This is a genomic window from Nocardia sp. NPDC046473 (assembly GCF_040645995.1).
Classification (GTDB): Bacteria; Actinomycetota; Actinomycetes; order Mycobacteriales; family Mycobacteriaceae; genus Nocardia.
Genome location: NZ_JBEYZJ010000011.1, coordinates 135,237 through 149,518 on the forward strand (window position 1 = coordinate 135,237; position 14,282 = coordinate 149,518).

The window sequence follows — 14,282 nt, forward strand, 5'->3', positions numbered from 1 at the left end:
GATTCGAAAAAACATCTATTGGATTTCTGATGTTGCCGATCGTAGCGTGATGGCAATCACGATCGCTCTGGCAGAAACGAACTCCCCATGCAGAAGTTGTTGTCCTGGTCCGCCGCGCTGTGCTGGCTGACCGTCCTGCTGGAGGGCTACGACCTCGTCGTTCTCGGCGCCGTCATCCCCACCCTCATCGACCAGCACCACATCGGATTCACCGCCGCCAGCGCAACGTTCGCCGCGACTATCTCGCTGGTCGGCGTCGCCATCGGCGCGACGGCGTCGGGACCCATTGCCGATCGCTATGGCCGCCGCCGGATGCTGCTCTGCTCGATCGCCCTCTTCTCACTGTTCACCGCCGCCGTGCCACTGGCCGGATCGGTGACCGTCTTCGCCGCGTTCCGCCTGATCGCCGGGCTCGGGCTCGGCGCGTGCCTGCCGACCGCGCTGACCCTGATGGCCGAGTTCATGCCGCCGGCGCGCCGGGCCTTCGCGAGCACGATCACGATGACCGGCTATCACACCGGTGCGGTTCTCACCGCGTTGGTCGCACTGCGCGTCATCCCGCATTGGCAGCCGCTCTTCTACGCAGGTGGGGTGGCCGGGCTACTGCTGCTGCCGGTGATCTGGGCGAAGCTGCCCGAGTCCGAGGCCTATCTCGCCGCCAAGGACGCACCGACCCGAGTGCGGCCGACCGTGTTGCTGCAGCCGGTGTATCTGCGTGCGACGCTTGGGGTTTGGGTCGGCTCGTTCATGGGCCTGCTGCTCGTCTACGGCCTGAACACCTGGCTGCCGAAGCTGATGCGCGACGCCGGATACAACATGTCCACCTCGCTGACAGTGCTGCTGATGTTGAACATCGGGGCCGTCATCGGCCTGCTCACGGCGGGAACGCTCGCCGATCGGCGCGGCATCAAGCCGACCGTGCTGGTGTGGTTCGGCGCGGCGGCGGTCTTCCTCGCGCTGCTCAGCGTCAAGATTTCGAGCGCCGTGCTGCTCAACGCGCTGGTGCTGGTCACGGGCATCTTCGTCTTCTCCGCTCAGGTGCTCATCTACGCCTACGTGACCCAGGCGTACCCCGCCGAAATCCGCGCCACCGCAATGGGGTTCGCCGCAGGCGTCGGACGGCTCGGTGCGATCTTCGGTCCGACGATCACCGGCTGGCTCATCGTCGTCGGGTCCGCGAACCCGTGGGGCTTTTATCTTTTCGCCGCGGTCGCGGGCATCGGGTTGCTCGCCATGGCCGCGGTGCCGCGCACCACCGTCGACGGACTCGCTCCGGTCGAGTCCACCCTGTCGGCCGACCGAGGAGCGAACGCGGCATGAAGACCACCCGTACCCAGGTAGCGATCGTCGGCGCCGGCCCGGCCGGTCTGCTGCTCTCGCATCTGTTGCACCGTGCGGGCATTCAATCCATCGTCATCGACCATCGCGGGTACGAGCAGATCGCGGGCACCATCCGGGCCGGCATCCTCGAGGCGGGATCGGTTCGGCTACTGGTGGATTCGGGCGTGTCCGATCGCGTGCTCACCGATGGGCAGCGGCACGACGGTGTCGTGTTGCGCTACGACGGGGAGAACCATCGGATCGACTTCCAGGAACTGGTCGGCGAATCGGTGTGGCTGTACCCGCAGACCGAGGTGTTCATGGACCTGTCCGTGCGGCGCACGGTCGACGGGGGAGACGTGCGCTACGGCATCACCGATACCGTCGTGGACGTCTCCGGTCCTCGCCCGACGATGACGTTCGCCGAACCCGACGGCGACAAGGTGCGCGTCGAGGCCGACCTGCTCGTCGGCGCGGACGGCTCCCGATCGATCTGCCGCCACGCGTTCCCCGACGGCACCCGCGAGGAATGGTTCCGCGAATATCCGTTCGCCTGGTTCGGCTTCCTGACCGAGGCGCCGCCCTCGCACGACGAATTGATATACACCCGTTCGGATTACGGCTTCGCGCTGATCAGCCAGCGCACGCCGACGATGCAGCGGATGTACTTCCAGTGCGACCCCGACGAGCGCCCGGAAGAATGGGACGACGACCGCATCTGGACCGAGATGCGAAGACGGGTGAACGGCAACGGCTTCGAACTCCAGGAGGGGCCGATCAGCGCGAAAACGGTGCTGCCGTTCCGCTCCTTCGTCACCGCGCCGATGCGGCACGACAAACTGCTGCTCGCGGGCGACGCCGCGCATACTGTCCCGCCGACCGGTGCGAAGGGCCTGAACCTCGCGCTCGCCGACGTGGCGGTGCTGGCGGAGGTGATCGCCGACTTCTACCGCATCGGTGACGCGGACGTACTCGACCGGTACACCGAGCGAGCCCTGGACCGGGTCTGGCGGGCCCAGCACTTCTCCTACTGGGCGACCACCATGCTGCACGCGGTCGGCGACGCGTCGCCCTTCGATGCGCAAAGACAGCGCGGTGAATTGTCGATGGTAACCGGATCACGGTATGGCGCAGCGTATTTCGCTGAGGCGTACACCGGTTGGCAGCAGAAATAGACGCTACGAAGGTAAGGAGTGATGGTGGCCAGGATTTCGTCCTTGGCGGACGCGGTGGCAGAGCTCGTACACGACGGTGACATCGTCGCGCTGGAGGGTTTCACGCACCTGATCCCGGTCGCGGCCGGACAGGAGATCATCCGGCAGCGCAGGCGCGAGCTGACCCTGGTCCGGATGACCCCGGACATCGTGTACGACCAGCTGATCGGCGCCGGGTGCGCGGCCAAGCTGGTGTTCTCCTGGGGCGGCAACCCGGGTGTCGGTTCGCTGCACCGGTTTCGGGACGCGGTCGAGCACGCCTGGCCGAGGGCGCTGGAGATCGAAGAACACAGTCACGCGGGCATGGCCAACCGGTATGTCGCGGGTGCCTCCGGGCTGCCGTTCGCGGTGCTGCGGGGCTATGTCGGCACGGATCTGCCGACGGTCACCGAGACCATCAAGCCGATCACCTGCCCGTTCACCGGGGAGCAGCTGACCGCGGTGCCCGCGATCAATCCGGACGTCACGGTGATTCACGCGCAGCGCGCGGACCGGGCCGGGAATGTGCAGCTGTGGGGTCTGCTCGGCGTGCAGAAGGAGGCCGTGCTCGCCGCGCGGCGCAGCCTGGTCACCGTCGAGGAGATCGTCGACGAGCTCACGCCCGTGCCCGGCGCGATCGTATTGCCCGCCTGGGCGGTGACCGCGGTCGCCGAGGTGCCCGGTGGCGCGAATCCTTCGTACGCCCATGGGTATTCCGAACGGGACAACGCCTATTACGCGGCCTGGGACCCGATCAGTCGTGATCGAGCGCGATTCACCGAGTGGCTCCAGGAGCACGTGTACGCCGATATTGCCGGGAGTGTGGCATGAGCCGGTCGACTTCTGACGAGACGATGACCGTCGCGGCGGCGCGGGCGTTGAGCGGCGGTAAGCGGTGCTTCGTGGGCATCGGGTTGCCTTCTACGGCAGCGAATTTGGCGCGGACTACGCACGCGCCGGAGCTGGTGCTCATCTACGAGTCCGGCACGCTGGGGTCCAAGCCGGGCCGGCTGCCCGCCTCGATCGGTGACGGCATTCTCGCGGAGACCGCCGATGCGGTGATCAGTGTGCCGGAGGTGTTCAACTATTGGCTGCAGCCGGGGCGGATCGATATCGGGTTCCTCGGCGCCGCACAGCTGGACAAGTTCGGGAACATCAACACCACTGTCATCGGTGACTATCGCAGTCCCAAGGTGCGGTTGCCCGGGGCGGGTGGTGCGCCGGAGATCGCGGCGTCCTGTGGTGAGGTGTTCGTCGTCGTCCGGCAATCTCGCCAATCCTTTGTCGAGCGAGTCGATTTCGTCACCTCGTTCGGGCACGGGCGTGGTGGTGGCGAGCGCGCGCGGCTCGGGTTGCGCGGGGCGGGGCCGACTCAGGTCATCACTGACCTGGGCATCATGCGGCCCGACGACAACGGCGAGCTGGTGCTGACTGCGGTACATCCGGGCGTGACAGTCGAGCAGGTGCGCGCGGCGACCGGCTGGGAGCTGAAAGTCGCCGCTGACCTGGCGGTCACTGACCCGCCGACCAGCGCCGAACTCGCGGCCCTGCACACGTTGCAGGCGGCGTCATGAGCGGCGCGTTTCTCTACGACGGAGTGCGAACGCCCTTCGGCCGCTACGGCGGAGCGCTCGCCGGCGTCCGGCCCGACGACCTCGGCGCGCACGTGCTGCGTGCGCTGGCCGAACGCACCGGGCTGGACCCGGCGACGGTCGATGACGTGCTGTTCGGCGCCGCCAACCAGGCGGGCGAGGACAACCGCAATGTCGCGCGGATGGCCGCGCTGCTCGCGGGCTGGCCGACGTCGGTGCCCGGCGCTACCGTGAACCGGTTGTGCGGGTCGAGTCTGGATGCGGTGCTGCACGCCTCGCGCTCCATCGAGACCGGCGACGCCGCGACCGTGGTGGCGGGCGGAGTCGAATCGATGAGCCGTGCCCCCTGGGTGATGCCCAAGCCGCCCAAGGGATTTCCCGCGGGCGATGCGACCCTGCATTCGACCACGCTCGGCTGGCGGATGGTCAACCCGGCGATGCCCGATCAGTGGACGGTGACGCTGGGCGAGAGCACCGAGCTGCTCGCCGACCGCTTCGGCATCGATCGCACGGCGCAGGACGAGTTCGCCACGCGCAGTCACCAACTTGCCGCAAAGGCTTGGGACAACGGGTTTTACGACGACCATGTCGTTGTCGTCCCGGATACCGACCTCGCTCGCGACGAACCGATGCGCCCGGACACCACCGTGGAAAAGCTGACGCGACTGCGACCGTCGTTCCGCCCGACGGGGACCGTCACCGCGGGCAATGCCTCGCCGTTGAGCGACGGGGCGTGTGCGCTGCTACTCGGCGACGAGACGCTCGCCGAGCGGATCGGCCGAGCGCCGCTTGCCCGGATCGCCGGACGCGGTGCGGCAGGCGTCGACCCCGATGAGTTCGGCATCGGTCCGGTACACGCCGCGCGAAATGCGTTGCGCCGAGCCGGAATCGGCTGGGGCGATATCGGCGTGGTCGAGCTGAACGAGGCGTTCGCCGCGCAATCGCTGGCCTGCCTGGCCGGGTGGCCCGACCTGGACCCGGAGCTCGTCAATGTCAATGGCGGCGCACTCGCGCTCGGCCATCCGCTCGGTGCGTCCGGCGGCCGGATCGTCAACCAGCTGGCCCGCGAAATGCGGCGCCGCGGCAGTCGATGGGGACTTGCCGCATTGTGCATCGGTGTGGGTCAAGGCCTCGCCGTCGTCCTGGAGGCAACATCATGAAGACTCGGCCGCACCCGGCAGGCTTTCGTCACGACCCCGACGACATTCACCCGCCGCTGGACTATCCCGACTACACCTCCACCGTGCTGCGTCATCCGCGGGAATCGCTGATCCTGCTGCCGCAGCGGCTGACCGAGCTCACCGGTCCGGTGTTCGGTTCGGATCGGTTGGGGCCCAAGGACAATGACCTGACCGCGCAGCATGCGGGCGAGCCGATCGGTCAGCGCATCATCGTGCACGGCCGGCTGCTCGACGGCGACGGCAAGCCGATCCCGCGCTCGCTGGTCGAGATCTGGCAGGCCAACGCGGGCGGTCGCTATCGGCACGACCGCGATCGCTGGAACTCCGCGCTGGATCCCAACTTCGACGGTGCCGGGCGCACCTACACCGACGATGCCGGGCGCTACGAGTTCACCACCATCAAGCCCGGTGCTTACCCATGGCGCAACCACCACAACGCGTGGCGGCCTGCGCACATTCACTTCTCGTTGTTCGGGCAGGCGTTCGCGCAGCGGCTGGTGACGCAGATGTACTTCCCGGACGATCCGCTGTTCTTCCAGGATCCGGTCTACAACTCGGTACCCGAGCACGCCCGCGAATTACTGGTCAGCCGTTTCGATTACGACCGCACCGAGCCCGCGCACGCGTTGGCTTTCGAGTTCGACATCGTGCTGCGCGGGCGCGACGCCACACCGTTCGAACACGAGGAAGACGATGATGATTAGCTTGCGCAGCACCCCGTCCCAGACCGTCGGCCCGTTCCTGCACATCGGGCTGATCGAGGACGACAGTGTGTTCGCGGTGCCGTTGGGGACGCCGGGCGCGGTGTGGATCACCGGCCGGGTGTTCGACGGTGCGGGCACGGCCATCGATGACGCCATGGTCGAGACCTGGCAGGCCGACCTCGCCGGACTGGTGGGCGATGACGAGATCCTCAGCGAACGAATGGGTTTCGCGCGCAGCGACACCCGCCTCGGGCAGTTCGCGGTGTACACCGTCGTCCCCGGCCCGGTGTGTGACGGCGCCGGCGGGCGGCAGGCCCCGCACCTCGATATGTCGGTGTTCTCCCGCGGACTGCTGCATCGGGTGGTCACCCGGGTCTACTTTCCGGAGCATGCCGACCGGCACTCGGCCGACCCGGTGTTGGCGACGGTGCCGCCGGAGCGCCGCGACACGTTGATCGCGGTGCGCGAAGGTGACGGATACCTCTTCGACGTGCACCTGCAGGGCGACGGCGAGACGGTGTTCTTCGATGTCTGACGGACTGTTCGACGGCGTGCTCGCGGCGGGACCCGTCGCCGAGCTGGTCGGCGATCGGGCCTGGGTGCAGTCGATGCTCGACTTCGAGGCGGCGCTCGCACAGGCCTGCGCCGCGGCCGGAGTGATTCCGGAAGCGGCGGCGCAGGAAATCGAAAGAGGCTGCTGTGCTGAGGATTACGACATTGCCGCGCTGAGCGCCGATGCGGTGCGGATCGGCAATCCGGCGGGCCCGCTGGTGCGCGAACTGACCGGGCGGGTCGCACCGGAGGCCGCCGGATATGTGCATCTGGGCGCGACGAGCCAGGACGTCATCGATACCGCCGCGATGCTCGTGACCGCATGGGCGCTGGCCGCACTACGCGTCGACGTGCACGCCTGCGCGGTGCGGCTCGCGCAGTTGGCCGAGGAGCACGCGGGCACGGTGATGGCCGGTCGGAGCCTGCTCCAGCAGGCACCGCCGGTGACCTTCGGGCTTACCGCCGCCGGGTGGCTCGGGGGCCTCGTCGCGGCGCTGGACCGCATCGACGTGATTCGTGCGGAGCGGCTCGCCGTGCAGTTCGGCGGTGCGGTCGGAACCTTGGCGTCGTTGCGCGGCAACGGTATTCCGGTCATGCGTGAGCTCGCCCGCCGCCTCGAACTCGCCGAACCGGTGCTGCCGTGGCACACCGAGCGCAGCCGGATCGGCGAAATCGCCGGGGTGCTCGGACAGACCTGCGGCGCGGTCGCGAAGATCGCCCGCGACATCACCCTGCTCGCGCAGACCGAGATCGCCGAGGTGTCCGAGCAGGGCCCACCTGGCAGTGGTGGCTCATCGACCATGCCGCACAAGCGAAACCCCGTCGCCGCGGTCCTCGCCGCCGGGTCGGCGGCCCAGGCTCCCGGGCTGGTCGCCACCCTGCTGGCCGCCGCAGTGCACGAACATCAACGGGCCGCCGGATCGTGGCATGCCGAGTGGCGGCCACTGGTCGAATTGTTGCGCAGCACGGGGTCCGCGGTGCACTGGCTTCGGGTGTGCCTGGATCGCCTCCATGTCGATCCAGAGCGCATGCGCGCCAACCTCGACAGCACCGGCGGACAACTATTGGCCGAGCAGGTCGCCATCGAGCTGATGTCGGTGTCGCACGGCGCGGTGGGCAGGCAAGAAGCAGGCGACCTGGTCGCAGCCTGCTGCCGCCAGGCCGGAGCGGACGACCTCGCTGATGTGCTTGCGGCTGATGTCGTGATCGGAAAGTTCTTGGACCGCAATCGAATCAGCGAACTGCTGGAGCCGTCCGGCTATCTAGGATCGGCGGACGAGTTCATCCGCCGTGCACTGGGCGATTGGCAGTCGCGACTATGAGCGAGGGGCAGCTGTGACCGCAGTTGAAGTCGACTATGTCATCGACGGTCCACCAGAGGGCCTTCCCGTCGTACTCAGCGGCTCACTGGGCAGCGACCTGCGCATGTGGGAGCCGCAGGTCGCCGTGCTGGCCGCAGCGGGCTACCGGGTCGTGCGCTACGACCACCGTGGCCACGGACGTTCCCCGGTGCCGCCCGGCCCCTACTCATTGGCCGATCTCGGCTCGGATGCGCTCGCGCTGCTCGACCGCCTGGATATCCGCCGATCCCATTTCGTCGGCCTGTCCCTCGGTGGCATGGTCGGCATGTGGGTCGCCGAGCACGCGCCACACCGCCTGCACACCCTGACGCTCGCTTGCACCTCGGCCGAACTGGGCCCGCCCAGCGGCTGGGCCGATCGAGCCGCGCTCGTTCGAGCTGAGGGAACTCAGGCTGTTGCGGTCGCAGTCGTGCAGCGCTGGTTCACTCCGCAGTGGCGCGCCGCGCACCCCGAGCGGACCCGCGACTACGAGGACATGGTCGCCGCCACCCCCGCCGAGGGATATGCCTCATGCTGCGTGGCGATCGAGACGATGGACATCGCCGCCCGCCTATCGACAGTCAGCGCACCGACACTGATCATCTCGGGCGTGGACGACCCGGCGACCCCGCCACCCCACGGGCAGCGGATAGCCGACGCGATCCCACGGACGCGCTTCGAAACAATCAGTCCAGCAGCACATCTCGCCAACGCCGAACTGCCCGACACTGTCAACGACCTGATCCTCGGCCACCTGAAGGAGAATCCGTGAACGAGCGCGCGCAACAGGGTGCCCAGGTGCGCCGCGAGGTCCTCGGCGACGCCCACGTCGACCGCGCCGAGGCCAACACCACCGACTTCACCCGCCCGTTCCAGGAGTACATCACCGAGTCGGTCTGGGGCGGCATCTGGACCCGCCCCGGCCTGGACCGCCGCACCCGAAGCTGCATCACCCTCGCGATCCTCACCGCCCTCGGCCGCCACGAGGAAATAGCGATGCACGTCCGCGCCGCCCTCGGCAACGGCGTCACCCGCGCCGAAATCGCCGAGATCCTCCTGCACACCGGCGCCTACGCCGGCGTCCCCGCCGCCAACGCCGCCTTCGCCATCGGCCAGAAGGTCCTCGACGAACTCGAGGACCCGGACCGGTAGCCACGGATCGCGCGGGCTACGGCAGGGCGATGTACTTGGTTTCGAGGTATTCCTCGATGCCTTCGGTGCCTGCTTCGCGGCCGAGGCCGGATTCCTTGACACCGCCGAAGGGGGCGGCGACGTCGGAGATGATGCCTCGGTTGATGCCGACCATGCCGGATTCGAGGGACTCGGCCACGCGTAAGGCGCGGTCTAGATCCTTGGTGTAAAGGTAAGCGGCCAAGCCGAATTCGGTGTTGTTGGCGGCGATGATCCCCTCCGTCTCGCCGTCGAAGCCGGTGATGGCGGCTACCGGGCCGAATACCTCCTCGCGCAGGATGCGGGCGTCGGCGGGGACTTCCGCCAAGACGGTCGGCTCGTAGAAATAGCCTTCGCCCGCGATGCTCGCGCCGCCTGTCATGACGCTTGCGCCCTTATCTGTTGCGTCCCTGACCAATTCGGTGACTGTGCGGCGTTGCTTCTCGCTGATCAGCGGGCCGACCTGAACTCCGTCGAGGTAGCCTGGGCCGATCGTCAGCGCGCGCATGCGGTCGGTCAGTTTGGTGGTGAACTCCGCGCGGACGGCATTGTCGACGTGGAACCGGTTCGCCGCGGTGCAGGCCTCACCGGTGTTGCGCATCTTGGCGGCCATCGCGCCGTCGACTGCGGCATCGATGTCGGCGTCGGCGAATACAACGAACGGGGCGTTGCCGCCGAGCTCCATCGAGGCGCGCAGCACGCGGGTAGCCGATTGTGCGAGAAGGATTTTGCCGACGGCGGTGGAACCGGTGAAGGTGATTTTGCGGAGCCGGTCGTCGGTGAACATCGGGTTGGTGAGCGGTGCGGCGTCGGCGGTCGGCAGGATCGACAGCACACCGGGCGGCAATCCGGCGTCGGCGAAGACCTGGCCGAGCAGCAGCATGGTCAGCGGCGTCTCGGCGGCGGGCTTGACCACCATGGTGCAGCCTGCCGCGAGGGCGGGGGCGATCTTGCGGGTGCCCATCGCGAGCGGAAAGTTCCATGGCGTGATGGCCAGCGTCGGGCCGACCGGCTGTTTCGTGACGATGATGCGGCCGCTGCCCGACGGTGCGTGCGTATAGCGGCCGTGCACGCGGACCGCCTCCTCGGCGAACCAGCGCAGGAACTCCGCGCCGTAGCTGACTTCGCCGTAGCTCTCGGCCAGCGGCTTGCCCATTTCCAGCGTCATCAACAGTGCGAAGTCGTCGCGTCGCGCGATCACCAGTTCCCAAGCGCGGCGCAGGATTTCGGCGCGATCACGGGATGGTGTGGTGGCCCAGGCGGCCTGCGCCCCGGCCGCGGCGTCGAGCGCGTTGGCGCCGTCGGCAGCCGACGCGTCGGCAACCTCGATCAGGATCTCGCCCGTTGCCGGGTTGTCCACCGGGAAAGTGCGGGCCGCCGGTACCTGCTTGCCGCCGATCCACAGATCGGTGGGCAGGGTGGTGAGTAGTTCGGCGACCTCACGCATTGTCGGCTCCGATCCCGGCGACCGCGGCCAATGCCTTGTCGAGTCGCTCGGCGAGCTCGTCGATGAGCTCCAGCGTGCTGTTCAGCGGCGGCGCAACCAGCACCGAATTGGTCGCCTTGCCGATACCGGCCGTGCACAGCACGAGCCCATTTATTTTGGCGGCGGCGATGATTCGCTTGTTGGTGTCCGCAGGCTGGTCGGCGTTGATGTGCAACGCTCGCATCAGCCCGATACCCGATTGATCGGACAGCAGCGTCGGATAGCGACCGCACAGGGTCGTCAGTGTCTCCGCGAGCAGCCCACCTGTCTGGGCGGCATTGCTCAACAACCCCTCGTCCTCGATGACACTCAGCACCGCATTCGCGGCGGCGCAGGCGAGCGGATTCGCGGACATGGTGTGCCCCAGTGCAATCGGCCCGAGCGGCTCCGCGATGGCGGCGGTGATCGTGTCGGCGACAAAGGTGACCGCGAGGCTGGTGTAGCCGCCGGTGACGCCCTTTCCCGACGTCAGGATGTCGGGCGCGATGCTGGAATGGTCACAGGCCCACCACTTTCCGGTGCGCCCGAAGCCGGACATCACTTCGTCGGCGATCAGCACGATCCCGTTGTTCCTGGTCTCTCGCCGCAGCCACTGCATCGTGGCGATGTCGATCGGTGCGGCACCCGAGGAGGCGCCGCCGAGCGGTTCGATGACGATCGCGGCCACCTTGGACGGACCGACGCCGAGCAGCGCCTGCGCCCACTCTTCGTGGGTGGCCCGTCGCCGACCGGGCTTGGGCCGCACCAGAACTCGGTTCCCGCTCGGCTGCCCCAGCAGTGGTTCCACCGAAGGATCGCGCTTGTTGGGGCTGCCGGTGATGGACAGTGCCCCCGCTGTCATCCCGTGGTAGCTGGGCTCTTCGGACAGCACCACGGTGCGCTGCGGCTTGCCACGCCGGTGCTGGTAGGCGAAAGCCAGCCGCAGCGCGCATTCGTTGGCTTCGGACCCGGAGTTGCTGTATTCGACCGTTGCGGTCGTTGCGGGTGCGATCGCCAGCAGCCGTTCGGTGAGGCGCAGCGCCGGGTCGTTCCGGAATTGCGTGCGGTGTACGAACGTCAGCTGCCCGAGCTGAGCTTCGATGGCCTGCAGGACTTTCGGGTGCCCATGTCCGACGTTCACATTGAGCACGCCGGAAGACCCGTCGAGATAGTCGTTTCCGTCGGCGTCGTAGATGTAGGGGCCCTGGGCCCAGGCGGCGACGGGGAGGACGGTGCGGCTTGGCGCCGTGGTCGGAGCGGGAATCATGCTGGCTGACGGTCCTTTCGAATGAGCACGAGCAGCGCGGCCGCGACCAGGGCGGCCGCGATGCCGAGGAAGCCGGTCAATCCGGCGAAGGCGGCGCCGCCGACGGCGAGCGTGCCGAGCAGCGTGGTGCCGATCGCGATGCCCGCGTTCATCATCGAGTTGTTCCAGGCGACGACGGACGCACGCTGGGTCGGATCGGCCGATGACAGGTAGGCTTGCTGGCTGGAGTAGAACGCCCCGCCGAAGACGCACCACAGCGTCAGCGCCACCAGCGCCAGGATCATATTGTCTGTACTCAAAGCCACTGCGGCACAAGGCGCGAACGCCGCCGCCGCGATGACCGACACCCACACGCCGCTCACCTTGCGCCGGTGCAGGTGATCCAGGATGGTCCCGGTGCTCAGCGAGCCGATCAGCGATCCGGCTCCGACGAGCAACCCGACGAGACCGAGGGCGTTGAGGCTGAACCCGAACCGCTGCGCGAAGATCACTCCGACGAAGGTGTAAGCGCCGAGACGACCCGCCTGCAGTAACAGTGTCGCGATGAGTCCCAGGCTGATTCGCGGTTGTGCCCACGGCGCCAGCAGCGCCTTGAAGCCGCGCGAGGTCCCGGTGGCCGGGATGTGATCGAGCCGCAGGTACAGCACCGCCGACGTCGCGATCATCAGTAGACCGACGGCGAGGAACGGCCACCGCCAACTGGTCAGCGAGGCAAGGCCCGCGCCGAGCGGCACCCCGAGCACCTGTCCGAGCGAGTAGACACTCGCGCCGAGCGAGATCACCCGGCCGCGCTTGTGCTGCGGCGTGCGTTCGGCGAGATAGGCCCAGATCGCGGGCGCCGCGATCGCCGCGCCGAGACCGGTGATGCCGCGGCCCGCGATCAGCATCGCCAGCGAGCTCGACGCCGCGCACGCCAGGTTTCCGAGCATGAAGACGAGCGAGCCCAACAGGATCGACCACCTGCGCGGGTACCGGTCGGCGAGGATGCCGAACGGCGGCCCGGCGATGGCGTAGACGAGCACGTAGGCGGTGACGATGGTGGCCGAGGCGGCCACCGACGCGTGCAACGACTGGGCGATACCCGGCAGCATCGGTGCCACCAGATACATTTCGGCGCCCATGAGGAAGAACGCGGCGTAGAGAAGTATGTGCTGAGCCCACGGCGTTGGGGACTCAGCCTCCGCCACCGGCTGCAGGCTCCGGGGTGGCTTGGGCCGCGTCTCGATACTCATACCGAAACCTTCTCCAGCGCTGCGTGCGTGGCGATCGGGAGTGTCGGACGACGCGGCAGGTTCAGTCGCGACCAGACGGTATCGATGATCTCGGCGAATCGGTGCACGGCCGCGGGACTGTGGACCGGCGAAGGGTTGATCCGAAGCCGTTCGGTGCCCCGCGCGACGGACGGGAAATTGATCGGCTGGGCGTATTGGCGGTATTCCTCGAGGAGGATGTCGGCCAGTTCTTTGCATTTGTACGGATCACCTACGAGAACGGGAACGATATGACTTTCGGTGGATACCAACGGGATTTCGGCATCGGTGAGCAGGTCCTGGAGTAGTCGCGCCCGGTGGTGCAGCAGGATGCGCTCGTTGTCCGATTCCCGCAGGTGCCGCACGCTGGCCAGCGCGGCGGCCGCGAGGGCGGGCGGCATGGCGAGGGTGAAGATGAAGGCGGGCGCGAAGCTGCGCACCGCATCGAGGATCGGCGCGGGCCCGGTCAGGTAGCCGCCGAGCGTGCCGTAGCCCTTGGCGAAGGTGCCCATCAGTAGATCGACCTGATCCGCGCACCCCATGTGGGCGGCCATGCCGGACCCTTCCGGACCATACATGCCGACGGAGTGCGCCTCGTCTACGTAGACCAGCGCGCCATGTTTCTTTGCCACGGCGCACAATTCGGGCATCGGTGCGACATCGCCGTCCATCGAGTAGATCGATTCGAAGGCAACGATTTTCGGGCGATCGGGATCGGTGGCCGAGAGCAACTCGTCGAGATGGGCCGGATCGTTGTGCCGGAAGATCTGCCGCTCGGCGCGCGAGGCCCGCATGCCGAGGATCATCGACGCGTGGTTCTGTTCATCGGAGAAGAAGATGGCGCCGGGCAATTCCTTGCCGAGCACGCCGAGCACGGCGTCGTTGACCGCGTAGCCGGTGATGAACGTCAGACCGGCTTCCTTCCGATGTAGCTGTGCCACTTCGCGTTCGAGCAGGATGTGGGTGTGGTTGTTGCCGGAGATGTTGCGCGAGCCGCCTGCCGCGACACCCGAGCGATTCACCGACCGGTGCATGGCCTCGACCACGGCGGGGAACTGGCCCATGCCGAGGTGATCGTTGCTGCACCACACCGTGATCTCGCGCAGCCCGTCCCGGTGATGGTGTACGGCGTGTGGGAATCGCCCCGCCAGGCGCTCGATTTCGACGAATGTTCGGTACTGGCCCGAAGCCCGGATGTCGTCGATTCGTCTCTCGAAGAAGGCCGTGTAGTCGAATGCCATGGGAGTC

The 14,282-nt window shown here is 67.7% G+C and carries 14 protein-coding genes; 10 read left to right on the top strand and 4 right to left on the bottom strand.

Annotated features, from left to right (window positions below):
• The first annotated feature begins 87 nt into the window (after window positions 1-87).
• From ABZ942_RS35935 to pcaC, 10 genes are read left to right on the top strand one after another with little or no spacing between them, the layout of a single operon-like run.
• The gene (locus ABZ942_RS35935; protein WP_357390093.1) at window positions 88-1,320 is read left to right on the top strand and encodes an aromatic acid/H+ symport family MFS transporter; all 1,233 of its coding nucleotides are present in this window, start codon (window positions 88-90) and stop codon (window positions 1,318-1,320) included.
• Window positions 1,317-2,495, top strand: a complete 1,179-nt coding sequence (locus ABZ942_RS35940) for a 4-hydroxybenzoate 3-monooxygenase (RefSeq protein ID WP_357390095.1) — start codon at window positions 1,317-1,319, stop codon at window positions 2,493-2,495. Before ABZ942_RS35935 ends, ABZ942_RS35940 begins: the two co-directional genes overlap by 4 nt.
• A gap of 21 nt (window positions 2,496-2,516) precedes the next feature.
• A complete protein-coding gene (locus ABZ942_RS35945) occupies window positions 2,517-3,344 on the top strand; it encodes a CoA-transferase (RefSeq protein WP_357390097.1) in 828 nt (275 codons plus the stop codon).
• Window positions 3,341-4,087: a CoA-transferase subunit beta gene (locus ABZ942_RS35950; protein WP_357390099.1), complete on the top strand. Its 747-nt coding sequence runs from the start codon at window positions 3,341-3,343 to the stop codon at window positions 4,085-4,087. Before ABZ942_RS35945 ends, ABZ942_RS35950 begins: the two co-directional genes overlap by 4 nt.
• Window positions 4,084-5,265 carry a thiolase family protein gene (locus tag ABZ942_RS35955; protein WP_357390101.1) on the top strand — a complete coding sequence of 394 codons (1,182 nt, stop codon included), beginning with the start codon at window positions 4,084-4,086 and terminating at the stop codon, window positions 5,263-5,265. The genes ABZ942_RS35950 and ABZ942_RS35955 overlap by 4 nt, the downstream gene beginning before the upstream one ends.
• Complete coding sequence (gene pcaH / locus ABZ942_RS35960) at window positions 5,262-5,990, top strand: protocatechuate 3,4-dioxygenase subunit beta (protein ID WP_357390102.1); 729 nt, start codon at window positions 5,262-5,264, stop codon at window positions 5,988-5,990. The genes ABZ942_RS35955 and pcaH overlap by 4 nt, the downstream gene beginning before the upstream one ends.
• On the top strand, window positions 5,980-6,525 hold the full coding sequence (pcaG, locus tag ABZ942_RS35965) for a protocatechuate 3,4-dioxygenase subunit alpha (RefSeq protein WP_357390104.1): 546 nt from the start codon (window positions 5,980-5,982) through the stop codon (window positions 6,523-6,525). The genes pcaH and pcaG overlap by 11 nt, the downstream gene beginning before the upstream one ends.
• Window positions 6,518-7,864, top strand: a complete 1,347-nt coding sequence (pcaB, locus tag ABZ942_RS35970) for a 3-carboxy-cis,cis-muconate cycloisomerase (RefSeq protein WP_357390106.1) — start codon at window positions 6,518-6,520, stop codon at window positions 7,862-7,864. The genes pcaG and pcaB overlap by 8 nt, the downstream gene beginning before the upstream one ends.
• 13 nt (window positions 7,865-7,877) lie before the next feature.
• Complete coding sequence (gene pcaD, locus ABZ942_RS35975) at window positions 7,878-8,654, top strand: 3-oxoadipate enol-lactonase (RefSeq protein ID WP_357390108.1); 777 nt, start codon at window positions 7,878-7,880, stop codon at window positions 8,652-8,654.
• Complete coding sequence (gene pcaC / locus ABZ942_RS35980; RefSeq protein WP_357390110.1) at window positions 8,651-9,034, top strand: 4-carboxymuconolactone decarboxylase; 384 nt, start codon at window positions 8,651-8,653, stop codon at window positions 9,032-9,034. The genes pcaD and pcaC overlap by 4 nt, the downstream gene beginning before the upstream one ends.
• A gap of 16 nt (window positions 9,035-9,050) precedes the next feature.
• Here the strand turns inward: pcaC and ABZ942_RS35985 are convergent, their stop codons facing one another.
• The 4 genes from ABZ942_RS35985 to hemA are packed head-to-tail and all read right to left on the bottom strand — an operon-like array spanning window position 9,051 to window position 14,275.
• On the bottom strand, window positions 9,051-10,499 hold the full coding sequence (locus ABZ942_RS35985; RefSeq protein ID WP_357390112.1) for an NAD-dependent succinate-semialdehyde dehydrogenase: 1,449 nt from the start codon (window positions 10,497-10,499) through the stop codon (window positions 9,051-9,053).
• Entirely contained in the window at window positions 10,492-11,784 is a 1,293-nt protein-coding gene (locus tag ABZ942_RS35990) for an aminotransferase class III-fold pyridoxal phosphate-dependent enzyme (protein WP_357390114.1), read from the bottom strand. The genes ABZ942_RS35985 and ABZ942_RS35990 overlap by 8 nt, the downstream gene beginning before the upstream one ends.
• Complete coding sequence (locus tag ABZ942_RS35995; RefSeq protein ID WP_357390116.1) at window positions 11,781-13,016, bottom strand: MFS transporter; 1,236 nt, start codon at window positions 13,014-13,016, stop codon at window positions 11,781-11,783. Before ABZ942_RS35995 ends, ABZ942_RS35990 begins: the two co-directional genes overlap by 4 nt.
• Complete coding sequence (gene hemA / locus ABZ942_RS36000; protein WP_357390118.1) at window positions 13,013-14,275, bottom strand: 5-aminolevulinate synthase; 1,263 nt, start codon at window positions 14,273-14,275, stop codon at window positions 13,013-13,015. The genes ABZ942_RS35995 and hemA overlap by 4 nt, the downstream gene beginning before the upstream one ends.
• Between the last annotated feature and the right edge of the window lie 7 nt (window positions 14,276-14,282).

Excerpts from the sequence above, each read along its gene's own strand:
- ABZ942_RS35985 (WP_357390112.1), bottom strand. The coding sequence starts at position 10,499 with ATGCGTGAGGTCGCCGAACTACTCACCACCCTGCCCACCGATCTGTGG.
- ABZ942_RS35955 (WP_357390101.1), top strand. The coding sequence starts at position 4,084 with ATGAGCGGCGCGTTTCTCTACGACGGAGTGCGAACGCCCTTCGGCCGC.
- hemA (WP_357390118.1), bottom strand. The coding sequence starts at position 14,275 with ATGGCATTCGACTACACGGCCTTCTTCGAGAGACGAATCGACGACATC.
- ABZ942_RS35995 (WP_357390116.1), bottom strand. The coding sequence starts at position 13,016 with ATGAGTATCGAGACGCGGCCCAAGCCACCCCGGAGCCTGCAGCCGGTG.
- ABZ942_RS35945 (WP_357390097.1), top strand. The coding sequence starts at position 2,517 with ATGGTGGCCAGGATTTCGTCCTTGGCGGACGCGGTGGCAGAGCTCGTA.
- ABZ942_RS35950 (WP_357390099.1), top strand. The coding sequence starts at position 3,341 with ATGAGCCGGTCGACTTCTGACGAGACGATGACCGTCGCGGCGGCGCGG.
- ABZ942_RS35990 (WP_357390114.1), bottom strand. The coding sequence starts at position 11,784 with ATGATTCCCGCTCCGACCACGGCGCCAAGCCGCACCGTCCTCCCCGTC.
- ABZ942_RS35935 (WP_357390093.1), top strand. The coding sequence starts at position 88 with ATGCAGAAGTTGTTGTCCTGGTCCGCCGCGCTGTGCTGGCTGACCGTC.
- pcaH (WP_357390102.1), top strand. The coding sequence starts at position 5,262 with ATGAAGACTCGGCCGCACCCGGCAGGCTTTCGTCACGACCCCGACGAC.
- pcaG (WP_357390104.1), top strand. The coding sequence starts at position 5,980 with ATGATGATTAGCTTGCGCAGCACCCCGTCCCAGACCGTCGGCCCGTTC.
- pcaB (WP_357390106.1), top strand. The coding sequence starts at position 6,518 with ATGTCTGACGGACTGTTCGACGGCGTGCTCGCGGCGGGACCCGTCGCC.
- ABZ942_RS35940 (WP_357390095.1), top strand. The coding sequence starts at position 1,317 with ATGAAGACCACCCGTACCCAGGTAGCGATCGTCGGCGCCGGCCCGGCC.